The sequence below is a fragment of the Mycolicibacter minnesotensis genome, from assembly GCF_010731755.1.
Taxonomy (GTDB): domain Bacteria; phylum Actinomycetota; class Actinomycetes; order Mycobacteriales; family Mycobacteriaceae; genus Mycobacterium; species Mycobacterium minnesotense.
Window position 1 is genome coordinate 1852030 of record NZ_AP022589.1, and the last position, 25008, is coordinate 1877037.

22 protein-coding genes and 1 pseudogene are annotated in these 25008 nt (G+C 67.2%); 12 read left to right on the plus strand and 11 right to left on the minus strand.

The features are described from left to right. Nucleotides 1-25: 25 nt before the first annotated feature. Nucleotides 26-556, minus strand: coding sequence for a pullulanase (locus G6N09_RS08545; protein ID WP_083026203.1), 531 nt, complete (start codon nt 554-556; stop codon nt 26-28). Between the two features lie 25 nt (nt 557-581). Beyond that, a complete protein-coding gene (locus G6N09_RS08550; protein ID WP_083026205.1) occupies nt 582-2036 on the minus strand; it encodes a CCA tRNA nucleotidyltransferase in 1455 nt (484 codons plus the stop codon). A gap of 253 nt (nt 2037-2289) precedes the next feature. Between G6N09_RS08550 and G6N09_RS08555 the strand changes: the two genes are divergently transcribed. The 8 genes and pseudogenes from G6N09_RS08555 (at nt 2290) to G6N09_RS08590 (ending at nt 12841) form a co-directional block, all read left to right on the plus strand. Beyond that, the gene (locus tag G6N09_RS08555; RefSeq protein WP_109558938.1) at nt 2290-3054 is read left to right on the plus strand and encodes an NUDIX hydrolase; all 765 of its coding nucleotides are present in this window, start codon (nt 2290-2292) and stop codon (nt 3052-3054) included. 53 nt (nt 3055-3107) lie between these two features. Next, nucleotides 3108-5411 carry a DUF6049 family protein gene (locus G6N09_RS08560; RefSeq protein ID WP_083026209.1) on the plus strand — a complete coding sequence of 768 codons (2304 nt, stop codon included), beginning with the start codon at nt 3108-3110 and terminating at the stop codon, nt 5409-5411. Beyond that, nucleotides 5408-8812, plus strand: a complete 3405-nt coding sequence (gene murJ / locus G6N09_RS08565) for a murein biosynthesis integral membrane protein MurJ (protein ID WP_234807026.1) — start codon at nt 5408-5410, stop codon at nt 8810-8812. The genes G6N09_RS08560 and murJ overlap by 4 nt, the downstream gene beginning before the upstream one ends. Before the next feature lie 64 nt (nt 8813-8876). Further along, a pseudogene (gene sigM, locus G6N09_RS08570) lies at nt 8877-9437 on the plus strand (RNA polymerase sigma factor SigM); the annotation flags it as partial. A gap of 194 nt (nt 9438-9631) precedes the next feature. Further along, nucleotides 9632-10024 carry an RsmA family anti-sigma factor gene (locus G6N09_RS08575; RefSeq protein WP_165756590.1) on the plus strand — a complete coding sequence of 131 codons (393 nt, stop codon included), beginning with the start codon at nt 9632-9634 and terminating at the stop codon, nt 10022-10024. A 108-nt stretch (nt 10025-10132) separates the two neighbouring features. Then, nucleotides 10133-11122 (plus strand): thioredoxin-disulfide reductase, encoded by a 990-nt coding sequence (gene trxB / locus G6N09_RS08580; protein WP_083026214.1) that lies wholly within the window; start codon nt 10133-10135, stop codon nt 11120-11122. Next, nucleotides 11119-11451, plus strand: a complete 333-nt coding sequence (gene trxA, locus G6N09_RS08585) for a thioredoxin (RefSeq protein ID WP_083026216.1) — start codon at nt 11119-11121, stop codon at nt 11449-11451. Before trxB ends, trxA begins: the two co-directional genes overlap by 4 nt. 169 nt (nt 11452-11620) lie before the next feature. Next, nucleotides 11621-12841, plus strand: coding sequence for an N-acetylmuramoyl-L-alanine amidase (locus G6N09_RS08590; protein WP_083026375.1), 1221 nt, complete (start codon nt 11621-11623; stop codon nt 12839-12841). A 10-nt stretch (nt 12842-12851) separates the two neighbouring features. On the opposite strand, the gene G6N09_RS08595 is transcribed toward G6N09_RS08590, so the two are convergent. From G6N09_RS08595 to rpmH, 9 genes are all read right to left on the minus strand, one after another. Further along, entirely contained in the window at nt 12852-13655 is an 804-nt protein-coding gene (locus tag G6N09_RS08595) for an acetyltransferase (protein ID WP_234807027.1), read from the minus strand. A gap of 224 nt (nt 13656-13879) precedes the next feature. Then, nucleotides 13880-14890: a ParB/RepB/Spo0J family partition protein gene (locus G6N09_RS08600; RefSeq protein ID WP_083026218.1), complete on the minus strand. Its 1011-nt coding sequence runs from the start codon at nt 14888-14890 to the stop codon at nt 13880-13882. Then, nucleotides 14887-15894 carry a ParA family protein gene (locus tag G6N09_RS08605; RefSeq protein WP_234807028.1) on the minus strand — a complete coding sequence of 336 codons (1008 nt, stop codon included), beginning with the start codon at nt 15892-15894 and terminating at the stop codon, nt 14887-14889. The genes G6N09_RS08600 and G6N09_RS08605 overlap by 4 nt, the downstream gene beginning before the upstream one ends. Next, nucleotides 15891-16616, minus strand: a complete 726-nt coding sequence (gene rsmG / locus G6N09_RS08610) for a 16S rRNA (guanine(527)-N(7))-methyltransferase RsmG (RefSeq protein WP_407662678.1) — start codon at nt 16614-16616, stop codon at nt 15891-15893. The genes G6N09_RS08605 and rsmG overlap by 4 nt, the downstream gene beginning before the upstream one ends. A 79-nt stretch (nt 16617-16695) precedes the next feature. Continuing rightward, nucleotides 16696-17280, minus strand: coding sequence for a Jag family protein (locus tag G6N09_RS08615; RefSeq protein WP_083026222.1), 585 nt, complete (start codon nt 17278-17280; stop codon nt 16696-16698). Between the two features lie 54 nt (nt 17281-17334). Further along, nucleotides 17335-18369, minus strand: a complete 1035-nt coding sequence (gene yidC / locus G6N09_RS08620) for a membrane protein insertase YidC (RefSeq protein ID WP_234807036.1) — start codon at nt 18367-18369, stop codon at nt 17335-17337. Between the two features lie 43 nt (nt 18370-18412). Further along, nucleotides 18413-18736 carry a membrane protein insertion efficiency factor YidD gene (yidD, locus tag G6N09_RS08625; protein ID WP_083026226.1) on the minus strand — a complete coding sequence of 108 codons (324 nt, stop codon included), beginning with the start codon at nt 18734-18736 and terminating at the stop codon, nt 18413-18415. After that, a complete protein-coding gene (gene rnpA, locus G6N09_RS08630) occupies nt 18736-19119 on the minus strand; it encodes a ribonuclease P protein component (RefSeq protein WP_083026228.1) in 384 nt (127 codons plus the stop codon). Before rnpA ends, yidD begins: the two co-directional genes overlap by 1 nt. Before the next feature lie 17 nt (nt 19120-19136). Then, nucleotides 19137-19280 carry a 50S ribosomal protein L34 gene (rpmH, locus tag G6N09_RS08635; protein WP_024442093.1) on the minus strand — a complete coding sequence of 48 codons (144 nt, stop codon included), beginning with the start codon at nt 19278-19280 and terminating at the stop codon, nt 19137-19139. Between the two features lie 615 nt (nt 19281-19895). On the opposite strand from rpmH, the gene dnaA reads away from it, so the two are divergent. From dnaA to G6N09_RS08655, 4 genes are all read left to right on the plus strand, one after another. Next, the gene (dnaA, locus tag G6N09_RS08640; protein WP_083026230.1) at nt 19896-21365 is read left to right on the plus strand and encodes a chromosomal replication initiator protein DnaA; all 1470 of its coding nucleotides are present in this window, start codon (nt 19896-19898) and stop codon (nt 21363-21365) included. Nucleotides 21366-21897: 532 nt separating this feature from the next. Beyond that, nucleotides 21898-23094 (plus strand): DNA polymerase III subunit beta, encoded by a 1197-nt coding sequence (gene dnaN / locus G6N09_RS08645; RefSeq protein ID WP_083026232.1) that lies wholly within the window; start codon nt 21898-21900, stop codon nt 23092-23094. Nucleotides 23095-23132: 38 nt separating this feature from the next. Next, on the plus strand, nt 23133-24293 hold the full coding sequence (gene recF / locus G6N09_RS08650) for a DNA replication/repair protein RecF (RefSeq protein ID WP_083026235.1): 1161 nt from the start codon (nt 23133-23135) through the stop codon (nt 24291-24293). After that, nucleotides 24290-24868 (plus strand): DUF721 family protein, encoded by a 579-nt coding sequence (locus G6N09_RS08655; protein ID WP_083026238.1) that lies wholly within the window; start codon nt 24290-24292, stop codon nt 24866-24868. The genes recF and G6N09_RS08655 overlap by 4 nt, the downstream gene beginning before the upstream one ends. Nucleotides 24869-25008: the final 140 nt, after the last annotated feature.

Sequence of the window (25008 nt, forward strand, 5' to 3'; positions counted from 1 at the left end):
CGCGCCGGGGGCGTTGAGCGCGCTCCTACAGTGCGGTCGCGCCGTCGGCGGCCCCGTCTCCATCGGCATCGGTGAGCTTCAGATCCCACCTGCCGTCGCCGTCGGTGTCGACGTAGGCCGCCGCGTAGCCGCCCGCGCCGTTGCCGATCAGGACCCGGTCGGCCCGCCCGTCCCCGTCGAAGTCGAGCAGGCGATCGTTGACGCGTCCGTCGCCGTCGAAGTCCACCAGCGGGCCACCTGCATATTCGAGATCGTCGAGGCCCAGCCAGCGCAACCCGCCCGAACGGTCCGCTGAGCCTGCCGTCATGCCGTGCCCCCAGGTGCCCGATCCGTCGTCGACGAATGCGGCCTCCGGGATGCCGTCGTCGTCGAGATCGAGCAGCAGATGGTCGGCCAGCCCGTCGCCGTCGAGGTCTACCAGCGCATCGTCGCGCAGGCCATCTCCGTCGAAGTCCAGACTGATACCGTCGGCCACCCCGTCTCCGTCGAGATCCACATCCGGTGGGCCGGTCCACATCGCGGCCGAACCCTCGCCGTCGCCCAGGCAGTAGTCCATACCCGCATCAGACGGGCCGGTGCCGCTATCGGTTCCCCTGCGTCTGCCACCAAGTCAGCAGTTCGGCCGTAGCCTCTTCGCGGGTCAGCGGTCCGCGCTCCAGGCGAAGCTCCTTGAGGTAGCTCCACGCCCGTCCCACCTGCGGTCCCGCCGGGATGTCGAGCAGCGCCATGATCTCGTTGCCGTCCAGATCGGGCCGCACCCGCTGCAGGTCCTCCTGCTCGGCCAGTACTGCGATCCGTTCTTCGAGTTGGTCGTAGCTGGCCTGCAAGCGGGCCGCACGCCGCTTGTTGCGTGTGGTGCAGTCAGCCCTGACCAGCTTGTGCAGCCGGTCCAGCAGCGGTCCCGCATCGGTGACGTACCGGCGCACCGCCGAGTCGGTCCACTTGCCGTCGCCGTAGCCGTGGAACCGCAGATGCAGGTAGACCAGCTGGGACACGTCGTCGACCATCTGCTTGGAGTAGCGCAGCGCACGCATCCGTTTCCGGGCCATCTTCGCGCCCACCACCTCGTGGTGGTGAAAACTGACGCCTCCGTCAGTCTCATGGCGCCGGGTCGCCGGCTTGCCGATGTCGTGCAACAGCGCCGCCCAGCGCAGAACCAGATCGGGACCGCCGTCGGGGCCCGAGTCCTCCAAGTCGATCGCCTGGCGCAGCACGGTCAGCGAATGCTGGTAGACGTCCTTGTGCTGGTGGTGCTCATCGATGGCCATCCGCATGCCGCCGACCTCGGGTAACACCACCTCGCCCATCCCCGTGGCCACCATCAGGTCCAGCCCGGCGACCGGATCGGTGCCCACCAGCAGCTTGTCCAGTTCGGCCGCCACGCGTTCGGCGGTGATGCGACCCAGCTCGGGCGCCATGTCCTCGATGGCCGCGCGTACTCGCGGCGCCACCGTGAAGCCGAGCTGGGAGACGAACCGGGCGGCGCGAAGCATGCGTAGCGGGTCGTCGCCGAACGAGTCCTCCGGTGCGGTCGGCGTGTCCAGCACCCGTTCCCGCAATGCGGCCAGGCCGCCCAGCGGGTCGATGAACTCCCCCGCCCCGGCCGCCGTGATCTGGACCGCCATCGCATTGGCGGTGAAGTCGCGGCGCACCAGATCTTGATCGAGTGAGTCCCCGAAGCGCACTTCGGGATTGCGGGTCACCCGGTCATATTTGTCGGCCCGGAAGGTGGTGATCTCGACGCGCTGACCACGGAAAGTCGCGCCCACCGTGCCGAAGTCGATGCCGGTGTCCCACATCGCGTCGGCCCGGCCACGCAGAATGGTCTGAACCTGCTCGGGCCGCGCGTCGGTGGTGAAGTCCAGGTCCGGGCTGGGGCGACCCAGCAAGGCATCGCGTACCGATCCCCCGACCAGATAGAGCTGGTGGCCCGCCTCGGAGAAGAGGGCACCCAGGCCGCAGAGCACGTCAGCGTGCCGATTCAGCGCGACGGCCGCCGCGGTCAGCAGATCGGCGTCTTGATGGGCTTCAGGCACGTTCGATGAGCTTAGCGGTGGTCGCGAGCACGGCGAAGCCGGGCGACGCGGGCCGCCGTAGCCAACCCAGCGGTGGTCGCGAGCACGGCGAAGCCGGGCGACGCGGGCCGCCGAGTGTGCGGTTTCGGCGGTCCTTCGCGGGACGGGACAACAATTCCGCACACTCGGCGGGCTCTGCTCGGCGATACGGGACCAAGTACGACACCGGCGAGGGGCGCTGGTAGGCCTGTGCGTGGCAGCTACCATCACATGGGTGTCGGCCGACGGCGGAGAAGCCAATTCGGGACGGCGCCGCAGGCGGCGCCGTGGTCGACGCACGTCTGGTCCAAAGACAAGCCACACCGAATCCCCCGCCGCAGAGGCGAGTCCAGCGGCCGCCGTCACTCCTCCGCGTGCTGCCCAGCGCCGGACGCGTACCGCGCGACACGGCCCCGAGCGCCTGCGCACCGTGCATGAGACCTCCGCCGGCGGACTTGTGGTCGACGGTATCGATGGCCCCCGCGAAGAGCAGGTCGCCGCACTGATCGGACGGGTGGACCGGCGCGGCAGAATGCTGTGGTCACTGCCCAAAGGTCATATCGAGGTCGGTGAGACCGCGGAGCAGACCGCCATCCGTGAGGTTGCCGAAGAAACCGGCGTCCGGGGCAGCGTGCTGGCTGTGCTGGGCAGCATCGACTACTGGTTCGTCACCGATGGCCACCGGGTCCACAAGACCGTGCACCACTATCTGTTGCGGTTCGCCAGCGGAGAGCTGTGCGATGACGACATGGAGGTGGCCGAGGTGGCGTGGGTGCCGATTCGGGAGTTGGCGTCCCGCTTGGCGTACGCCGATGAACGCCGGTTGGCCCTAGTGGCCGACGAGTTGATCGACCGCCTCCAAGCCGACGGCCCCGCCGCCCTCCCGCCGTTGCCGGTCACGGCACCGTGGCGACGGCAGCAGACTCATTCCCGCGCCCGCCGTACTCGCACTGGTGAGCACTCACCGGACCGGAAGAACGGTCGCGGGCTGGACCCGTGACCCGCACGCGACCCAGTGGTGGGGGTCCCTTATCCGCCGTACCCGGGCCCCTCATGGCTCTGGTGGCGGCAGTGACCGTCCTCCTGATGACCCTCGGCACCGCCCTCGTCGGCGCCGCCCCGCACGTCGCCGCCGGCGAGCCTGATGCCGCACCGTTCGTCCAGATCCGGATCGACCGCGTCACGCCTGAGGTCGTCACGACCTCCAGTGTCCCGGTGGTCACCGTCGCCGGAACGGTCAGCAACGTGGGCGACCGGCCCGTACGCGACGTCATGGTGCGACTCGAACAGGCCGGTGCAGTGGCCTCCTCCGCCGGGCTGCGCACCAACCTCAGTGGGGCCAACGACCAGTACCGCCCGGTGGGCGCCTTCAGCACGGTCGCGCCGGAACTGCAGCGCGGCCAAGAGGCCCGCTTCACCCTGTCTGTGCCGCTGCGCTCGGCGAGCCAGCCGGCACTGAACATCGACCGTCCCGGCGTTTACCCGGTGCTGGTCAACGTCAACGGCACTCCTGACTACGGCGAACCGACTCGCCTGGACGATGCCCGCTTTCTGCTGCCGGTGACCGGCCTGCCCCGCGTCGAGCCGGGCTCGGAGCTGGCCGCAGGCCCCGTCGCGCCCGATATTTCGCACCCGGTTCGGCTCACCATGTTCTGGCCCTTGGCCGATCGGCCGCGGCTCACACCGGGCGAGCCCGGCGGTGCGCTGCCGGTTCGGCTCACCGACGACGAGCTGGCGATATCGCTGGCCCCCGGCGGTCGCCTCGACGCGCTGCTGTCCGCCGCCGAGTTCGCCACCAGCCCGGCCGTGGACGTCAACGCCGTGGTCAATCGGGCCCTGTGCCTGGCCGTCGACCCCGATCTGTTGGTCACGGTCGCCGCCATGACCCGCGGCTACGTGGTGGCCGACTCCCCCGCGAGCGCCATCACGCAACCTGGGACCGGACGCGAGGCCGCCCGCACGTGGCTGGAGCGGCTGCGACGCCTGGCCCACCACACCTGCGTCGCCGCAATCCCCTACGCCCAGACCGACCTGGACGCCTTGGCTCGAGTGGGCGATCCCAGCCTCGACGAGATCGCGGTGCGCAAACCCGCCGAAATCCTGGACCGAATCCTGGAAGTAAGCACGGCCCGCGGCGTGGTCCTGCTCGGCGACGGTCGGCTGACCACAGGTGCCGCAGACCTGATCGCCGCCCAGGGCGATGCCGTGGTGATCACTGCCGGCGACTGCTCCGCCCTGGAGTCCGGCGCGGCGGCCACCGCTGACGTCACGCCGCGGCGGGTATCGCCGCAGCTGGTGGCGGTGCCCTATGACCCCGCCGTCGGCGCCGCGTTCGCGGCCATGGGCACCGATCCGAACACGCCCAGCTACCTGGACAGCTCCCTGGCGGTCCGGCTACACCATGACTCCGCGCTGGCCCGTCGCCAGGACGCCTTGGGTTCGCTGCTGTGGCGCAGCCTGGAATCACCGGAGACTCCCGGTGCGCTACGCAACGAGATCCTGATGCCGCCGCCGTATTGGAAACCACGCGCCGACGACGCCCAGGCCGTGCTGACCACTTTGGCCACCGCATTGCACTCCGGCCTGGCGGACGCCCGGCCGCTGACCGCGGTGCTCGCCGAATCGGCCGACGTGGCCACGCCCCCAGAGCATCCGCTGCCGACTCAGCAGCCGGCGGGGGGCTTCTCCCCCGACGTGATCAGTACCGTGGCCGACGACATCGGCAGATTGTGGGGCTTGACGTCGGCGTTGACCACCGACGCCCGCACCGGCCTGACCGGTGAGGCGTACACGACCCCGCTCGCCGAGGGCATGCTGCGCGCCCTGACTCAGTCCGAACCGCTCGATGTCCGTAACGGCCTGGCCTCGCAACGCCTGGCGATCATCGGCACCACCGTCGCCGATTTGATCGGCGCCGTCACCATCGTCAACCCGGCCGACTCCTACACGCTGGCCACCGAGCACAGTCCGCTGCCCCTGGCGCTGCGTAACGATCTCGCGGTGCCGATCCGGGTGCGGCTGCACGTGGATGCGCCACCGGGAATGTCGGTCACCGATGTCGGAGAACTGGAGCTGCCCCCGGGGTACCTGCCCCTGCGAGTTCCTGTTGAGGTGCGCGTCAACCAGTACTTCGTGGTCGATGCGGCGCTGCAGACCCCCAACGGCATGCCACTGGGCGAGTCGGTGCGGTTGTCGGTGCATTCGAACGCCTACGGCATGGTGCTGTTCTTGATCACGATGACGGCGGCGGCGGCACTGGCGGTCCTGATCGGGCGCCGGCTCTGGCATCGGTTCCGGGGCCAGCCCGACCGCGCCGACCTGCCCGCGCCACCCTCGGGCTCAGGCGGCGACAGGTGAGCACTCCGGCGCAGCAACCCGCACGCCCCGAGCTGACCGACGCCGCCGTGGTGTCGCGCTCCTGGGGGATGGCGCTGGCGACCCTGGTCAGCCGCCTCACCGGATTCGTCAGAGTCGTGCTGTTGGCGGCGATCCTGGGTGCGGCGCTGTCCAGCGCGTTCTCGGTGGCCAATCAATTGCCGAACCAGATCGCCGCGCTGGTTCTGGAGGCTACGTTCACCGCGATCTTCGTGCCGGTGCTGGCGCGCGCCGAACGCGACGACCCCGACGGCGGCGCCGCGTTCGTCCGCCGGCTGGTCACACTGGCGACCGCGCTGCTGCTGGCCACCACGGTGATCTCGGTGGCCGCGGCACCGCTGCTGGTGCGGCTGATGTTGGGCGGCGACCCACAGGTCAACGAGCCACTGACCATCGCCTTCGCCTACCTGCTATTGCCGCAGGTCATCTGTTACGGGTTGTCGTCGGTGTTCATGGCGATCTTGAACACGCGCAATATCTTCGGCGCTCCGGCCTGGGCTCCGGTGGTCAACAACGTCGTCGCGATCGCAACCTTGGTGCTGTATCTGCTGGTGCCGGGGGAACTGTCGGTGGATCCGGTGCGGATGGGCAACACCAAGCTGCTGGTGCTCGGCCTGGGCACCACGGCGGGCGTCGTCGCACAGACCGCCGTGCTGCTGGTGGCGATCCGCCGGCAGCGGATCAGCCTTCGGCCGTTGTGGGGCATCGACGACCGGCTCAAGCGCTTCGGCACCATGGCCTCGGCGATGGTGCTCTACGTCTTGATCAGCCAGGTCGGCCTGGTGGTGACCAATCAGATCGCCAGCAGCGCTGCAGCATCCGGCCCGGCGATCTACTACTACGCCTGGCTGCTGCTGCAGCTGCCGTTCGGCATGATCGGCGTCACGGTGCTGACCGTCGTCATGCCCCGGTTGAGCCGCAATGCCGCCGCCGGCGACGACCCCGCGGTGCTGGCCGATCTGTCCCTGGCCACCCGCCTGATGATGATCACGCTCATCCCGATCGTGGCGCTGATGACCGTCGGCGGACCGGCGATCGGCAGTGCGTTGTTCGCCTACGGCAACTTCGGCAACGTCGACGCGGGCAACCTCGGCGCCGCGGTCGCCATGTCGGCTTTCACGCTGCTCCCGTATGCGATGGTGCTGCTGCAGCTGCGGGTCTTCTACGCCCGAGAGCAGCCCTGGACACCCATCGCGATCATCGTGGTGATCACCGCAGTGAAGATCGCGGCCTCGGTCCTGGCTCCCCACCTGACCGCAAATCCGGAGTTGGTCGCGGCCTACCTCGGCCTGGCCAACGGTCTGGGCTTTGTCGCCGGAGCCGTCGTCGGGCACCTGCTGCTGCGGCGCTCACTGCGTCCGGTGCCCGGGCCGGGGGCGCCGCCGGCACGTTGGGCGCTGGTGGGGCCCGAGGTGATCCGCACCGTGCTGGTCACGCTGACGGCGTCGCTGCTTGCCGGCCTGGTGGCCGAGGTGCTGGATCGCGCGTGCGGCCTCCGGGACCTGACCGATCGTGGCGCCGCAGGCTCGATGCTGCGGCTGCTGATCCTCACCGCGGTGATGCTGCCGATCATCGCGGCGGTCATGGTGCGGGCCGAGGTGCCCGAGGCAGTCGCCGCCGTTGCCGCGGTACGTCGACGAATGGGTGCAGGCAGGCCGCAAACCGGCATGCCCAACCCGCCTTCTCCCGATTCGAGCGTCCCGTACGCTGATCACAACCGTTTGCCCACAGCCGGCGGGGGCATCTCAAACGATCCCGCCACGCATACGCCGCCCGCGCACATCGCCGGTGGCTGGACACCGAAAGGCGCGGAGGTGGCCAACATTTCTTCGGAGGGCGTCGGACCTCAGGCGGCGGCGCGGACCGTTGCTCCACAGCCGTCCCAGCGATCGACCGAGACGCCTGAGTCCGTCGGCAACGACAGCTTGCTGACGCCCGGGCTGAGCATCGCCGGCGGCCGCTACCGGCTGCTCGTTCGCCATGGCGGCACCCCGGTGCTGCAGTTCTGGCAGGCGTTGGACACCGCACTGGACCGCCAGGTGGCGCTGACCTTCGTCGACCCGAATCAGACCATGCCCGACGAGCAGCTCACCGGCGTCCTGTCGCGCACCCAGCGGCTCAGCCAGATCGATCTGCCGGGGATCGCCCGCGTCCTGGACGTGGTGCGGGTCGGCGCCGGTGGACTGGTGGTCTCCGAATGGGTGCGTGGCGCCTCTCTGCAGGAGGTGGCGGGCACGTCACCGTCACCGATCGGCGCGGCCCGGGCGATCCGGTCGCTGGCGTCGGCTGCCGAATCCGCTCACCAGAGCGGCGTGGCCCTGTCCATCGACCACCCGGCCCGCGTGCGGGTCAGCATCGAAGGCGACGTCACGCTGGCGTTCCCCGCGACGCTGCCCGACACCAAGCCCGAAGACGACATCCGCGGAATCGGCGCCACCCTCTATGCGCTGCTGATCAACCGGTGGCCGCTGGCCAATGCCGGAGCCGACACCGGGCTCGAACCGGCGGACCTGGACTCCAGTGGCAGCCCGGTCAAGCCCGATTCGGTCAATCCCGACATTCCGTTCCAGATCTCTGCGGCCGCCAGCCATGCGATTCAGCCCGACGGCGGGATCCGTGGTGCCTCGACGCTGTCGAACCTGCTGCAGCAGGCCACCGCGCTGCACGAGCAGACCGAACTGCTGGGTCCGGTCAGCGACGACCCGCCCCCGCCGCGGGTGCGGCCCACACCACCGGACGCCGAGGCAGCCGCCGAACGACGCCGGCGGGTGCTCATAGGCCTCGGCGTCGGTGCGGCGGTCATCCTGGTGGCGCTATTGGTGCTCGCCTCGGTGCTCAACCGGATTTTCGGCGACGTCAACGGCCTGGACAAGACCGAGCTCGGCTTGAGCAGCCCTTCGGCGTCGGCGCTGCCCGGGGCCAGTGGGCCTAACGGCATCGTGAAGCCGGTGCAGGTGACGGTCTTCTCCCCCGGCGGCGAGGCAGACCGGCCCCAGGATGCCGGTCTGGCGATCGACGGCAACCCGGCCACCGCCTGGTCGACGGACACCTACTCCGATCCGGTGCCCTTCCCCAATTTCAAGAACGGCGTCGGACTGATGCTGCAACTGCCCAAGCCCACGGTGATCGGCACCGTCACGCTCAACGTGTCCAGCACAGGAACCCGGGTGGAGCTGCGTTCCTCCTCGACGCCTAAGCCCACCCGGCTCGAAGACACCACCCTGCTGGCCCCGGCGAAGGCGCTGCAGCCCGGTTCCAACAAGATCACCGCGGATTCGTCGACTGCGACCTCCAACCTGCTGGTCTGGATCTCCACGATGGGTAACACCGGCGGAGAGAGCCGCACCCAGATCTCGGAGATCACTGTGCAAGCCGCCTCCTAGCGGGGTTGTGCACAGGTCTTCGGGGTGAAGTGCCGCCGGGGCCGCCGCTGGTTACTGTCCGCCCATGGGGCTCCCGGATCGCAGTGACGCCGAGCTGTTGGCCGCACATGTAGCCGGTGACCGCTACGCCTTCGCCGAGCTCTACGGCCGGCACCACCACCGGTTACGACGGCTGGCCCGGAGCGCCACCGGGTGCGCTCAGGAGGCCGAGGACGCCCTGCAAGATGCGATGCTGTCGGCACATCGGGCGGCCGGATCGTTTCGCCACGACGCCGCCGTGGGCAGTTGGCTGCACCGAATCGTGCTGAACGCATGCCTGGATCGGCTGCGTCGCAACAGGCCGGCCTACGTCGAGCTCACGGTCGACCATCCGGCCATCGGGGATCGCACCGCCGAGGTGGACACGGCGCTGGTGGTCCGCGCAGCGCTGCGCACGCTGCCGGCCGAGCAGCGGGCCGCACTACTCGCCGTCGACATGCAGGGCTACTCGGTCGCCGACGCCGCCCGCAAGTTCGGTGTGCCCCCGGGGACCGTCAAGAGTCGCTGCGCCCGCGGCAGGGCCCGGCTGGCCGCCCTGCTGGGACAGGCACCCCGCCCGCGCCGCGCCGCCGCCGACCTGTCAGCCCGCAGCCGGTTAGCCTTGGCCGCGGACGGCAGCGCAGCACTGCGCCTGCCGCCACGACAACGAGTGGAAGCGGCACCATGTCCAGCGAATCGGACGACGAACAGTCCCGGGCCCCCTCCGGGCCACCGGCGCACGCAAGCCGCCCGTTACCCCGCTTCAGCCGGATCGCCGCCTGGGCCGGCGGCGCCGCCGCGGTGATCGCGATCGGCGTCGGTACGTCCGCGTTGATCCGCCTGCCCGGCGACACCGCCAGCGGTCCCCGCACTTTCGACGCCATCACGGTGGAATCGGCGCCCACAGCCGTGCTGCCGCTGTCCGAACCGGAGATCCTCGAGCTGCTGGATCGCCGCCCGGAGTACGGCCCACTGAGCGACCCGGCGCGCCGCGCCGGGTGCCTGGCCGGGCTGGGTTACCCGGCCTCGACGCAGATCCTCGGGGCACGTGAGATCACCGTCAACGGACATCCCGGCGTACTCCTGCTGATACCGGACACGCCGGCCGGCAACGTCATCGCGCTCGCGGTGGCTCCGCACTGCAGTTCCGCGGACACCGGACTACTGGCCGACACAACGGTTCGGCGCCCCTGACCCCCGAGCGGGCCCGGCAGTATCGGCGCGGGGAACATCGCCGCCTACGCTGACGTTGCTAGCCCGTGTAAGCAGATCCCGAGCGGATCCGAGAAGAAGAGGCCCTCGATGTCTGAGACACCATCCATCCACGATGTGATCATCATCGGTTCCGGCCCGGCCGGGTACACCGCGGCGATCTACACCGCCCGGGCACAGCTGGCGCCACTGGTGTTCGAGGGGACGGCATTCGGCGGCGCGTTGATGACCACCACGGAAGTGGAGAACTTCCCCGGCTTCCGCAACGGCATCATGGGGCCGGAGCTGATGGACGAGATGCGTGAGCAGGCACTGCGCTTCGGGGCCGACCTGCGCATGGAAGACGTCGAGTCAGTGGACCTGGACGCGCCGATCAAGACCGTCGTCACCGCCGATGGCGAGACGCATCGGGCGCGTGCGGTGATCCTGGCCATGGGCGCGGCGGCCCGCTACCTGAACATCCCCGGTGAGCAGGAGCTGCTCGGCCGCGGGGTGAGTTCGTGTGCCACCTGCGACGGTTTCTTCTTCCGCGACCAGGACATCGCCGTGATCGGCGGCGGCGACTCCGCCATGGAAGAGGCCACCTTCTTGACCCGCTTCGCCCGCAGCGTGACGCTGGTGCACCGTCGCGACGAGTTCCGCGCGTCGAAGATCATGCTCAACCGGGCCCGCGACAACGACAAGATCCGGTTCCTGACCAACAGCGTGCCGGTGGCAGTGGAGGGTGCGGCGACGGTGACCGGCCTGCGGGTGCGCGACACCGAGACCGGCGCCGAAACCACCCTCCCGGTTACCGGCGTGTTCGTCGCCATCGGCCACGATCCCCGTTCGGAGCTGGTACGCGACGCGGTCGAGCTGGATCCGGAAGGCTACGTCGTGGTGCAGCAGCCGGGCTCGCGCACCTCGTTGGAAGGAGTGTTCGCCGCCGGTGATCTGGTGGATCACACCTACCGGCAAGCGATCACCGCCGCCGGAACGGGTTGCGCAGCCGCGATCGACGCCGAACGCTGGCTGGCAGAATCAGAAGAAGCCACCACCTATGACAGCGGTACCGAAACCTTGATGGGAGCACCTCAGTGAGCGACAACCACAGCACGGTGACCGTTTCCGACGCCACCTTCGCCGACGACGTCCTGGCCAGCAGCACACCGGTGCTGGTCGACTTCTGGGCGACGTGGTGCGGCCCCTGCAAGATGGTCGCACCGGTCCTCGAGGAGATCGCCGCCGAGCAGGCCGGCAAGCTCACCGTCGCCAAGATCGATGTGGACGCCAATCCGAACACCGCGCAGGACTTCAACGTGGTCTCGATTCCCACCCTGATCCTGTTCAAGGACGGGCAGCCGGTGAAGCGGATCGTGGGCGCCAAGGGCAAGGCTGCGCTACTGCGGGAGCTCGCTGACGCCACCTAGCGATTCCCGGCACGTCGTGACGGGCTTGTGACCGTCGGCTCTTCGGAGCCCGTTTGTTGCCTTGCCGTTTTCGAAAAATGGCTCGGGATCTGAGACAATTCTGGCTAATCTGCTGGCGAACACCCGCTACGGTTCCACCGCCAACAGCGTCAACCGGAAGGGCTCACTCATGTCGGGTCGGCATCGCGGGACCGAGCAGGGCCTGCGTCGTGGTGACCGCAGTGGTGCCGTGGTGGAGATCCGGGTTGCGCTGGCCTCGTTGGGCCTGGTGGACAGCCCCGATGCGGACTTGACTACGGGCAAACACGTCGCGCTGGATGTCTTCGACGACGACCTGGACCAGGCGGTGCGCGCCTTTCAGCAGCAGCGTGGGCTATTGGTGGACGGCATCATCGGCCAGGCCACCTATCGCGCGCTCAAGGAGGCGTCCTACCGTCTGGGCGCGCGCATTCTCAATCATCAGTTCGGTGCGCCGATGTATGGCGACGACGTGGCTACCCTGCAAGCCCGTCTCCAGGATCTGGGCTTCTACACCGGCCTGGTGGACGGCTACTTCGGTATACAGACGCACAACGCGCTGGCCTCCTATCAGCGCGAGTACGGTCTGTACGCCGACGGCATCTGCGGGCCAGAAACGTTGCGTTCCTTGAACTTCCTGGCCTCCCGGGTCAGCGGCGGCTCGCCGCACGCGATCCGCGAAGAGGAGTTGGTGCGTCGCTCTGGACCCCGATTGTCCGGGAAGCGCATCGTCATCGACCCCGGCCGTGGCGGCCGTGACCACGGGCTGATCATCCAGACGCCGTCGGGACCGATCAGCGAAGCAGATATCTTGTGGGACTTGGCCAGTCGCTTGGAAGGCCGGATGACGGCCATCGGTATGGATACCTTCCTGTCCCGCCCCAGTGGCCGCAACCCGTCGGACGCCGAGCGCGCCGCGACCTCCAATGCTGTGGGCGCGGACTTGATGATCAGCCTGCGCTGCGCCACCCACGTCAGCCCCGCGGCAAACGGGGTAGCGTCCTTCCACTTCGGCAACTCGCATGGTTCGGTTTCCACCATCGGCCGCAACCTGGCGGACTTCATTCAGCGAGAGATCGTGGCCCGCACCGGGTTACAGGACTGCAGGGCTCATGGCCGCACCTGGGACCTGCTGCGCCTGACGCGGATGCCCACCGTCGAGGTGGATGTCGGTTACATCACCAGCCCACGTGATCGCACGATGCTGGCCTCTCCGGCGACTCGCGATGCGATCGCCGAAGGCATGCTGGCGGCGGTCAAGCGCCTGTATCTGCTCGGCAAGAACGACCGGCCCACCGGAACCTTCACGTTCGCCGAACTGCTTGCCCATGAGCTGTCGGTCGAACGGACCGGTCCGCTCGGCGGTTCCTGACTTTCGCTGTTCAGCGAGGCTCGACGCAGGAGAGCCAGAGCTGGGACCGCCGCATGGACCCCGCCACACGGCCAGACGCCGCCGAAGCACCCGCTCCGATCGGCTGCTCCAACTGTGCCCTCTCCAACAGCAGCTCCAGCGCCGCCTCCACCTCGGCCTTCCAACCCAACCCCTTGTCGAGTTCCAGGCGCAGCCTAGGGAAGTAGCGGTGTGGCGCCACGACGGTGAAGCCGACCTCCGTCAAGAAGTCCGCGGCGATGATGCAGTGCTCGACCGAACAGTCCCCCACGGCTTCCAGCACCGGAGCGACGTCGGGAGGGACGACATCGCGTCCGGCACGGCACGCATCCAATAATTCCGAGACCGCCGGCGTACGGCCGAAGGCTTCCAGTGCCCGGACGCCGCGTCGCATCAGCTCGTCGACAACCCGGGAGATCAGTTCCCCCGGCAGCCCGTCGGCCATGGGTGTCGGGTCAACACCCATCGACGTCAGCAGCACGGCGTCCGCCGACACCGGCCCCGTCGGAAACCGCTGCGCCCGCGGCACGGCACGAGGCGGGGCGTAGAGCACGTAGCCGAGGCATTCTGGGTCTCCGATTCCGCGGGTCGCGGGAGACGGCGTCGCCACCTGTCCGCAGGTCCCCCACTCCAACATGACCATCGACAGCCAGGCTTCTTTGTCGAACTCCGGGTCCGACAGGTGATCGTCGTGGCCGAGGGTGGCCGGATCGACTTCCCAGAACACACACCGGCGTGCGTGCTTGGGTAGCTGCTCGAAACCCTCGAGCCTCAGGGGTGCGATGCGGACAGACACTGGACTCCCGGTCTCAACCCGTGCTGCCGCCGACGACAGCCCCTTAAGGATAGGAGGGCAGACCCACCGGACGCCACGTTCTGCGCAGTTTGGTCGGTCAAAACCTCGAAAATGCGAAAGCTACTGCTACCTAACATCATTCACGTCTCCCACCCGGCTCGCCTCGCGTTACCGTCACAGTGACGTAATGGCCGTGTGGCCCTGGACCTGGGCACACATCGCCTTTAGGGGGTGTTCGAGTCCATCATCGCGACGATCCGCTGCAGATCGTCGACGGACCCGAATTCGACCACGATCTTGCCTTTACGCTTGCCCAGACTGACCGTCACCCGGGTGTCGTAGGTAGTCGACAGCCGCTCCGCCACGTCCTGCAGGCCGGGCATCTGGATGGGCTTGCGTCGCGGTGCCACCGGCGTCGGGGTACCCGCGCGGTTGGCCAGGGTGACCGCCTCCTCAGTGGCGCGCACGGACAGACCCTCGGCGACGATCCGGGCGGCGAGCGCCTCCTGTGCCTCCGACCCCGCCTCCAGCGACAGCAACGCGCGCGCGTGGCCGGCCGACAGAACGCCGGCGGCGACCCGCCGCTGGACGGCGATCGGCAGGCGAAGCAGCCGGATCATGTTGGTCACCAAGGGGCGCGACCGGCCGATGCGCGTCGCGAGTTCTTCGTGGGTCACGCCGAACTCGTCCAGCAGCTGCTGATATGCGGCCGCTTCTTCCAACGGGTTCAACTGCACCCGGTGGATGTTCTCCAGCAGCGCGTCGCGTAGGAGGTTGTCGTCCTCCGTCTCCCGGACGATGGCCGGGATGGTCTCCAGCCCGGCCTGCTGCGAAGCCCGCCAACGCCGCTCCCCCATGACCAGTTGGTACCGGGGCGCACCCGGTGCAGCACCGGGCACAGCCCGCACCACGATGGGCTGCATGAGCCCGAATTCCCGAATCGAGTGGACCAGCTCGGCGAGCGCCTCGTCGTCGAACACCTGGCGGGGCTGACGCGGGTTGGGCTCGATCTCCGACGGCCGGATCTCCCGGTACACCGCACCGACGTCGGTGGCGGCCGCAGTAGGCGCGCTGCCCAGACCACCCAGGACCACATCGGCGGCGGCGGCGCCCATACGCGGTCCCATGCCCGCACCGCGGTCTGCCTGGGCGTCACCACCCTCGCCCGGGCCCGTCGGGATCAGAGAGGCCAGGCCGCGGCCCAAGCCGCCTTTCTTACGCGACGGTCCGGTCATCTGCGGCGCTCCTCCTCATCCCTGTGCTCCCCCGACGGGCCCCCGTCACCGAGGTCTCGTTCGACAAGTTCCCGGCTGGCATCCAGATAGCTCATGGCGCCGCGTGATCCGGGGTCGTAGTCAATGATCGTCATGCTGTAACCCGGCGCCTCCGAGACCTTGACGCTGCGCGGAATCACCGTACGCAGCACCCGGTCGCCGAAGTATCGGCGGACCTCGTCGGCTACCTGGTCCGCTAGTTTGGTGCGGCCGTCGTACATGGTCAGCAGCACGGTGGTCACCTCCAGCCGCGGGTTCAGGTGCGCTTTGACCATCTCGATGTTGCGCATCAACTGCGATACGCCTTCCAGGGCGTAGTACTCGCACTGGATGGGGATCAGCACTTCCGGCGCCGCGACCAACGCGTTGACGGTCAACAGGCCCAGCGACGGCGGGCAGTCAATGAAGACGTAGTCGAAGTCGAAGCTGTCCAGGTCCGCCAACGCGTTGCGCAGACGGTTCTCCCGCGCCACCATGCTGACCAATTCGATCTCGGCGCCGGCCAGGTCGATGGTGGCCGGGATGCAGTACAGCCGCTCGTTGTGCGGACTCTGCTGCAGGGCCGACGTCACGGGGATCGCGCCGATCAACACCTCGTACGACGAAGGTGTACCGGACTTGCGTTCGGAGATGCCCAGTGCGGTGCTGGCGTTGCCCTGCGGATCCAGGTCGATCACCAGTGTCTTGATTCCCTGGACTGCCAACGCGGCGGCGAGATTGACGGCCGTCGTGGTCTTGCCCACGCCGCCTTTCTGGTTAGCCACCGTGAACACCCGGCGCCGCTTTGGCCGTGGCAGTCGGTTGTTGGTGTGCAGCACCTGCATGGCGCGTTCCGCCGCTGCACCAATCGGGGTGTCGATGAACCCTGGCGATGTTTCACGTGAAACCGAACCGCCCGATGTTTCACGTGAAACCGCTTCCGCGGTGGCTCGTGCCTTCGCGGCCGGGGGGACTGCTCTGCTCATGTGTGCCTCCTGGTCGGCCGTCGTGCCGGTCCCCCCGATGGACGTCGGCGCGGATGCCTCGCCTCGGGCTCTCCCCGCAGTGCCAACACCACGGTCGCGGGCGGGGATAAATAGTTCACGCCACATCTCACCACCCTTACGTCGTTCGCGCCTAGCCTCTTCATCACACTGCGATGTTCGTCGACTTCGGCTTGCGCCCGCTCCCCCTTCATCGCGAGCATCCGCCCGCCCGGGCGCAACAGAGGCAGGCTCCATCGCCCGATCTTGTCCAAGCTGGCCACTGCCCGGGACATCACGACATCGCTGTCCCCCGCTGCATCGCGCACCGGCCCGTCCTCAGCCCGGCCGCGCACCACCTCGACTCGGTCCAGGCCCAACTCGGCAATCGCCTCACGGAGAAACTCGCTCCGGCGTAGCAGGGGCTCCACCAACGTGATGGACACGTCCGGACGGGCAATCGCTGCCGGGATACCCGGGAGGCCCGCCCCACTACCGATGTCTGCGATCCGCTCGTCCGATTCGAACAGCTCCCCTACCGCTGCGCAATTGAGGATGTGGCGATCCCAGAGACGGTCGACCTCTCGCGGCCCGATCAGCCCGCGCTCAACCCCAGGACCCGCCAACAGCGTTGCGTACCGCCGGGCGATACCTAGACGGTCCCCGAATACCTCGGCGGCCTCCGGGGGTGGCTCGGGCGCCGGTGATCCCTCGACATGTTTCACGTGAAACATTCCTCCGGCTTCCCGGGACTTGACCGGCGGCGGGGAATCACATCGCTGTAATTCCCCGCACTGCGCTTCGTCAGTCCCGCCGAACCACTACGCGACGCGACGGCTCCACACCCTGGCTCTCGCTATGAACACCGGCGACGGCCGCCACCGCGTCGTGGACGATCTTACGTTCGAAGGGGCTCATCGGGGACAGTTCCTCGTCGGTACCGCTGTCCAACACACGCCGGGCCACTTCATCGCCCAGGGCAGTCAGATCGTCGCGGCGGCGGCGGCGCCAACCCGCGACGTCCAGCATCAGCCGGCTCCGCTCACCGGTCTTCTGGTGCACCGCCAACCGCGTCAGCTCCTGCAGCGCGTCCAGCACCTCGCCCTTGCGGCCAACCAGCTTCGTGAGGTCCGAACCGCCATCGATGCTCACCACCGCGCGGCGGCCCTCCACATCCAGATCGATGTCGCCATCGAAGTCCAGGAGGTCCAGCAGTTCCTCGAGGTAGTCGCCGGCGATCTCTCCCTCGGCAACCAGCCGATCTTCCAGGTCCACCACGGGTGCCGCGGTAGCGCCCTCGTGGGCTTCCTGCGTTTCGGTCTCCCCCGCAGACTCCACAGCTTCGTGCTCCGCGGTCCCGGCGTCGTTCATGTCGGTCGTGTCAGTCATCTCGTCTCCCTCCGTGCCCGGCGGCTCGCGCGCCGGTTGGCTTGTCGCGGTCGATTACCGCTTACGTTTCTTCGGCTTGGCTCCGGCGCCTTGGCGCGCACCTCGTGCGGCGGGGCGACCGGCGTTGCGCTTAGCGGCCTCGGTCTTGCCGGGCTCGGCGACGCTCGCCTCGATAGCTTCCGACTCCACCGCCAGCGCCTCGTCATCGACCGCCGCTTCCACCGCACGTGCACCGCGCTTCGGCTTCGCACCCGGCGCGGGAGCGTTCGCTGCCCGGCGCCGTAGCGCCTCGTCCTTCTTGGCCTCTTCCTCTTTGGCGATCAGGCCGAACACGTAGTGCTGCTGGCCGAAGGTCCAGATGTTGTTGGAGAACCAGTACAGGATGATCGCCAGCGGCAAGAACGGCCCACCGACCACAACGCCCAAGGGGAAGACGTAGAGGGCCAGCTTGTTCATCATCGCGGTCTGCGGGTTGGCCGCGGCCTCGGGACTCTGTCGCGCCACCGAAGCCCGACTGTTGAAGTACGTGGCGATGCCCGCCGCGATCATGATCGGGACCCCGACGGCGATCACCGACACTCGGTTGAACTCAGCGAAAGCGTCCAGGCCGGTGCGCTGGATCATCGTCGCGCCCAGGGGTGCACCCAACAGATTCGCGTCGAGGAAGTTGCCGACATCGGCAGCGCTGAAGAAGTAGTTGCCCAACTGACGGTTCAGGTCCGGAGACAGGCCCAACTGCCCGATTCCGGTGCTGGTCCGGTTGAACGACCGCAGCACATGGAACAGACCCAGGAAGACCGGCACCTGGGCCAGCATCGGCAGACACCCCAGGATCGGGTTGAAGCCATGCTCGCGCTGGAGCTTCTGCATCTCCAGCGCCATCTTCTGACGGTCCTTGCCGTACTTCTTCTGCAATGCCTTGATCTGAGGCTGCAGCTCCTGCATCTGCCGGGTGGTCCGGATCTGCTTAACGAACGGCTTATAGAGAAGCGCTCGCAGCGTGAACACCAGGAACACCACCGCCAGCGCCCAGGTGAAGAAGTTGGATGGGCCAAGTAGAAGACCAAAAGCCTTGTACCACAACCACATAATGCCCGAGACCGGGTAGTACACGTAGTCCAGGCTGCCCGGATCAAAGGACACGGTATTCACCCTCCGATAGGTTGTCGTGCTTGTTCAGGGTGCGTCCGGTCTGGCAGCCGCATGCGACAACCCCCTCGGACCGCTCGGGAATCGGGTCCCAGCCGCCTTGATGCCACGGGCCACACTTCGCCAGTCGCACTGCCGCCAGCCAACCGCCCCGGATCAGCCCGTACTCCGTCAACGCCTCGACGGCGTATTGACTGCAGGTGGGCATAAAGCGACAACTGGGCAGCCGCAGCGGAGAGATCAGATTCCGGTACAGGTCGATGATGAAGACCAGTCCACGTACCGGCGCGACTGCGACAGACCGCATCAGCGCACCGCACCGCTGGTCCGGCGGATCGAGCGCAAACCCGCCCGCAACTGTCCACCGAGAGCTTCCGAGGTCGCGTTGCTACTGCCAGGCAGTGCGCGAATCACCAGTTGCTCGCAGGGTTCCAGATCGGCGAGGACGTCGCGCGCCACATGACGCAGTCGCCTGGCCACCCGATGCCGGGTCACCGCTGGCCCTACGGACTTGGCGATGATCAACCCGACCCTAGGCGGAATTGCGGTCGACGAATCGAGCGCCGACGGCTCGGGCGTATCCGTCCGTCGGTCGTAGATGACGAGATCGGGCTGTACTGCCCTTCGGCCATGCCTGACCGTTGCACCGAAGTCGGCCGATCGTCTCATCCGGTACTGAGCCGGGAGCACCGCCGAACTGCCTGTGCTCAGGCAGTCAGCGAGCGACGGCCCTTGCTACGCCGGGCGGTGACGATGGCACGGCCGGCACGGGTCCGCATCCGCAACCGAAACCCGTGCACCCGGGCCCGACGACGGTTGTTGGGCTGGAAGGTCCGCTTGCCCTTGGCCACGGCACACTCTCCTTATTGCGTCTTGCGTCACGCCGCCCGACACACCGGAAGCCCGTTGTGCCTGCCGCACGCGACGCACTCGGTAAGCTCGGTGAACTTCTGCGTCTTGCTCGTAACCGGCGCGGGCTCCGGCGGGAAGCCGGTCGCAGCCGTATCGCCAGCGTTCGGGCGACTGTTCGAGGGTACTGACGCAGGTTCTCCGGGTCAAACCCCGCTACTGGCCGGCACGCTAAGGAGGGCCCTTAGTGTCTCACAGAGACCCATTATTCACACTGGTCACACCCGTATCGGGCCTGCTAACGACCCTCGTTTTCATTCGATTCATCTGGCTGAAATGTGTAGTCGTCCGCGCAGAAACCTGTTAGCTTGCTTGCCAGCGCCGTTTCGGATTCGGAGCGGTTTGTATGACGAACCGAAGATGACGAAGCGGTTGGCGCTTCAGATATAGCGTCTCTGTCTGGAGTATCCGTTGCCCAGCAACCGGCCCAGGGGGCCTCATCGCGGAATGCGCACCTCATCCACATCTGTGGATAACTGTGTGGATAGCATGTCCCGGTACGGCATCGAGGCACTCCCGTGCCCGGTCAGGCGGCGTCGAACCAGGGGGATGGGGCTTTGAGCGAGGACCCCGGGACTGCATTTCTCGATCTATGGGACGAGGTCGTAGCCGAACTCAACGGCGATTCGCCATCCGGCAACGGCTCCGGACCCGCCTTAACACCCCAGCAGAAGGCGTGGCTCAAGCTCGTCCATCCCCTGGCCATCGTCGAGGGCTTCGCCCTCCTGGCAGTTCCGAGCAGTTTTGTGCAGAACGAGATCGAACGCCATCTGCGCACCCAGATCACCGACGCACTGAGTCGACGCCTCGGACAGTCCATCGAGCTCGGCGTGCGGATCGCACCACAACCCACCGAAGAAGCTCCCTCGGTACCGCCGGCCGACCACAGTGTTGAGGAACGCGCCGACGACGAGGACGACGACACCAACGACGTGGCCTACGACTGGCCTAACTATTTCACCGAGAGGCCCAGCGACGACTCGTCGACGGCCGACGGGGCCAGCCTCAACCGGCGCTATACCTTCGACACCTTCGTCATCGGCACGTCCAACCGATTCGCCCACGCCGCCGCCCTGGCCATCGCCGAAGCACCGGCTCGTGCCTACAACCCCCTGTTCATCTGGGGTGAATCCGGACTCGGCAAGACCCACTTGCTGCATGCGGCAGGCAACTACACCCAGCGGCTCTTCCCCGGGATGCGCGTCAAATACGTCTCCACCGAAGAATTCACCAACGACTTCATCAACTCCCTGCGTGACGATCGCAAGGTGGCGTTCAAACGCAGTTACCGCGACATCGACGTGCTCTTGGTCGACGACATCCAGTTCATCGAGGGTAAAGAAGGTATCCAGGAAGAGTTCTTCCATACCTTCAACACCCTGCACAACGCCAACAAGCAGATCGTGATCACGTCCGATCGCGCACCGAAACAGCTTGCCACCCTGGAAGATCGGCTCCGTACCCGTTTCGAATGGGGACTGATCACCGATGTGCAGCCGCCGGATCTGGAGACCCGGATCGCCATCTTGCGTAAGAAAGCGCAGATGGACCGCCTGGACGTGCCGGGCGATGTCCTGGAGTTGATCGCCACCAGCATCGAACGCAATATCCGCGAACTTGAGGGCGCGCTGATCCGCGTCACCGCGTTCGCTTCGCTCAACAAGACACCGATTGATCGATCCCTCGCCGAGATCGTGCTGCGCGACCTGATCGCCGACGCCAGCACCATGCAGATCAGCGCGGCCATCATCATGGCGGTCATCGCCGAGTACTTCGACACCTCCATCGAAGAGCTGCGCGGTCCCGGCAAGACGCGCCCGCTGGCGCAGTCGCGTCAGATCGCGATGTATCTGTGCCGTGAGCTGACCGATCTCTCCCTGCCCAAGATCGGCCAGGCCTTCGGCCGCGACCACACCACCGTGATGTATGCCGAACGCAAGATCCGCGGCGAGATGGCCGAGCGACGCGAAGTGTTCGATCAAGTCAAAGAGCTCACAACCCGGATCCGGCAACGCGCGAAGCGCTGATTCTGGGGTTTTCGCGCGTGTCTCTTCCAAAAAACTTTGGACCCACTCGTACCACCAGTCACGGTCCCGCCCTGTGGATACCGCTGCGGACAACCTGTCCACGGTCCGGTGACCAACCGGCCGTCGATGCACACCACCGGATTCATACACAGCTCCGCCGCCGAGCCCGGGCGTGTCATTCACTGCTCTTCCCCAACGCGGAGACACCGCTCAGCAGCGCCGATGCCCCGCTATACCCAGGATCCACAGGACTTACTACTAATACTGGGAGTTATCCCTATTTTCTCTTTCAAAACAGGTCGTTGGGGATTCGGGTGAACCGGGACTGTTCACAACCCTGTGGTCCAGACCGCTGACCAAGGCTCTGCCCAGCCGTCGGTGTCAAGGTTTAACTTTCAAGAAAACGTGCCAGGCTCTACGGTTGGTGACCGACCGCTCTTACACTTCGGCGTGGGGCGTTGCACGGCCGCGGGTGGGGGTGTTCACCAGTCGCCGCAGGGTAGAGCTCTATTTGGGGTGATGAGAGGACGCTATGGACGCGGCGACCACGAACGCGGGTCTGACCGACTTGAAGTTCCGCCTGGACCGGGATGACTTCGCTGACGCGGTGGCGTGGGTGGCGAAATCTCTGCCGGCGCGGCCGACTGTGCCGCTGCTGGCCGGAGTCTTGCTGACCGGATCCGACAACGGTCTGACCGTGTCGGGGTTCGACTACGAAGTATCCGCCGAAGTTCAGCTCGCTGCGGAGATCGCTTCTCCGGGAAGCGTTTTGGTATCGGGGAGGCTGCTGTCGGATATCACTCGGGCGTTGCCCGCCAAGCCCGTCGAAGTTCAGGTGGAGTCCACGCGGGTGTCGTTGACCTGTGGGAATGCGCGGTTCTCCCTGCCGACTATGACGGTCGAGGATTACCCCACACTGCCGACATTGCCCGAAGAGACCGGGATGTTGTCCGCGGATGTGTTCGCCGAGGCGATTGGGCAGGTGGCGGTAGCCGCCGGCCGCGACGACACCCTGCCTATGTTGACCGGCATCCGTGTTGAGATCTCGGGTAACACAGTGGTTTTGGCTGCCACAGACCGCTTCCGACTGGCGGTCCGGGAGCTGACCTGGACCGCGGCGCCCGGTACCGAGGCTGCGGTGCTGGTACCGGCGAAGACGCTGGCCGAAGCCGCTAAGGCCAGCAGTGACGGCAACGAGGTACATCTGGCTCTGGGTGCCGGGTCTTCGGTCGGCAACGAAGGCCTGCTGGGTATCACCAATGCCGGAAAGCGCAGCACCACTCGACTGCTGGATGCGGAATTCCCGAAGTTCCGCCAGCTGCTGCCCAGTGAGCACCTGGCTGTGGCGACTATCGGCGTGGCTGAGCTGACCGAGGCGATCAAGCGTGTGGCCTTGGTGGCAGATCGTGGCGCGCAAGTCCGGCTGGAGTTGTCCGAGGGAACTCTGCGGCTGTCCGCCGGTGCCGAGGATGTCGGTAGGGCCGAAGAGGATCTGCCGATCGACTTCGTCGGTGAGCCGTTGACCATCGCGTTCAATCCGACCTACCTGACCGATGGCCTGGGATCGTTGCACAGCGAGAAGGTATCGATGGGTTTCACCGACCCGAAGAAGCCTGCGGTGCTGCGGCCGGCCGGTGCGGATGACCCGGTGCTGATGGGTGAGGGTCCGTTCCCGGCGGTCGCGTCGGACTACGTCTACCTGCTGATGCCGGTTCGCCTCCCCGGCTGATCGGCGCAGTAGCGACGACGGGAGGGGTTGATTTCTCGGTGTATGTCCGCCATGTGGGCCTGCGGGATTTCCGGTCCTGGGCACACGTCGACCTCGAACTCGAACCGGGCGCCACGGTACTGGTTGGCCCGAATGGTTTCGGGAAAACCAATCTTGTTGAGGCCCTGTGGTATTCGTCCACGCTGGGATCACACCGAGTGGCCACCGACGCGCCACTGATCCGCTCTGGTGCAAGCCGGGCCGTGGTCTCCACGATCGTGGTCAATGAGGGCCGCGAACTGGCCGTTGATCTGGAGATCGCCGCGGGACGCGCCAATAAAGTGCGTCTCAACCGTTCACCCGTGCGCCACGCGCGTGAAGTAGTCGGAGTCTTACGCGCGGTGCTGTTCGCACCGGAGGACCTTGCGCTGGTGCGCGGTGATCCCGGCGAGCGACGCCGCTACCTCGACGAGCTGGCCAGCTTGCGTCGACCGCGGATTGCCGGGGTGCGGGCGGACTACGACAAAGTGCTGCGCCAACGAACCGCGCTGCTCAAGAGTGCACCGGGTGCACTGCACCGCGGTGACCGAACGGTGCTGGACACCCTCGACGTGTGGGATTCCCAGCTGGCCTTACATGGTGCCGAGCTGATGGCGGCACGGATAGACCTGGTGAACCAGCTGGCTCCGGAGGTACAGAAGGCGTACCAATTGTTGGCACCGGGCAGCCGCACCGCGGCGGTGGCCTATCGGCCGAAACTGGAACTGGATTGCACCGAAGCAACCCCGGGCGTTGCCGAACTCCAGCAAGCCCTGCTCACCGAACTGGCACGCCGGCGCAGTGCAGAACTGGACCGCGGCGTGTGTCTGGTCGGTCCCCACCGTGACGAATTGGAGTTACGTCTGGGTGATAGCCCGGTGAAAGGCTTTGCCAGCCATGGTGAGTCGTGGTCTATGGCGCTTTCGTTGAGGTTGGCTTCCTACGAGCTTCTGCGCAGCGAAGGTGCCGAACCGGTGCTGCTGCTCGATGACGTCTTCGCGGAATTGGACGCTGCTCGCCGACAGGCCCTGGCCGGCGTCGCTGCTGCCGCCGAGCAGGTGTTGATCACCGCCGCCGTGCCCGAAGACATCCCCGCCGAGTGGCAGGCCCGCCGTATTCGTATCGCGGTGAATGAAAACGACGAGGGCCGAGTCTCTGAGCTGATCGGCGACACCGCATGAGCAACTCCGAGGAGTCACGCGACGAGGAGGCCTGGCAGCCACCGGCGCACCTGGCCGGGCTGACCGGAATGGATTTGGTGCGCCGCACCCTGGCCGAGGCCCGCGAAGCAGCACGTAGCCAGGGCAAGGATGTCGGGCAGGGACGCCGCGCCCCGTTGCGCCGGAGAACCCCGGGTACTGGCGGGGGCCGGCGCAGTTGGTCGGGACCGGGACCGGATCGCCGCGACCCCCAGGCGCTGGGTGCGGCCACGCGTGATCTCGCCCAGTCGCGGGGCTGGTCCGCGCAGGTCGCCGAGGGGACGGTGCTCGGACAGTGGCGCACGGTCGTCGGCGATGACATCGCCGCCCATGCCATCCCGACCCGACTCGCTGATGGCGTACTGAGTGTTTCGGCCGAATCGACGGCCTGGGCAACCCAGTTGCGGCTGGTCCAAGCACAACTGCTGGCCAAGATCGCCGCAGCGGTGGGTGACGGCGTGGTCAAGACACTGAAGATCACCGGCCCAACCGCGCCGTCGTGGCGCAAGGGACCACTGCACGTCTCAGGGCGCGGGCCACGCGACACCTACGGCTGAGCGGTCGCAGGATCCGCCGCCTGAGCGCCGCCACGAGCAAAAAAATTGTTCCGGGCAACGGCCGGACACGAGGCAAACCGCGATATCGACGCCACGGTGCAATCAGGTAGGTGGAAACACCCGAAGAAATTACTCGCCGT

What these genes read in the sequence shown, in the direction of transcription:
- yidD (WP_083026226.1), bottom strand. Translation starts at nt 18,736, where the DNA reads ATGCGGTCTGTCGCAGTCGCGCCGGTACGTGGACTGGTCTTCATCATC.
- G6N09_RS08615 (WP_083026222.1), bottom strand. Translation starts at nt 17,280, where the DNA reads ATGACTGACACGACCGACATGAACGACGCCGGGACCGCGGAGCACGAA.
- G6N09_RS08600 (WP_083026218.1), bottom strand. Translation starts at nt 14,890, where the DNA reads ATGACCGGACCGTCGCGTAAGAAAGGCGGCTTGGGCCGCGGCCTGGCC.
- trxB (WP_083026214.1), top strand. Translation starts at nt 10,133, where the DNA reads ATGTCTGAGACACCATCCATCCACGATGTGATCATCATCGGTTCCGGC.
- yidC (WP_234807036.1), bottom strand. Translation starts at nt 18,369, where the DNA reads ATGTGGTTGTGGTACAAGGCTTTTGGTCTTCTACTTGGCCCATCCAAC.
- G6N09_RS08545 (WP_083026203.1), bottom strand. Translation starts at nt 556, where the DNA reads ATGGACTACTGCCTGGGCGACGGCGAGGGTTCGGCCGCGATGTGGACC.
- G6N09_RS08590 (WP_083026375.1), top strand. Translation starts at nt 11,621, where the DNA reads ATGTCGGGTCGGCATCGCGGGACCGAGCAGGGCCTGCGTCGTGGTGAC.
- G6N09_RS08605 (WP_234807028.1), bottom strand. Translation starts at nt 15,894, where the DNA reads ATGAGCAGAGCAGTCCCCCCGGCCGCGAAGGCACGAGCCACCGCGGAA.
- G6N09_RS08655 (WP_083026238.1), top strand. Translation starts at nt 24,290, where the DNA reads ATGAGCAACTCCGAGGAGTCACGCGACGAGGAGGCCTGGCAGCCACCG.
- dnaN (WP_083026232.1), top strand. Translation starts at nt 21,898, where the DNA reads ATGGACGCGGCGACCACGAACGCGGGTCTGACCGACTTGAAGTTCCGC.
- G6N09_RS08560 (WP_083026209.1), top strand. Translation starts at nt 3,108, where the DNA reads ATGGCTCTGGTGGCGGCAGTGACCGTCCTCCTGATGACCCTCGGCACC.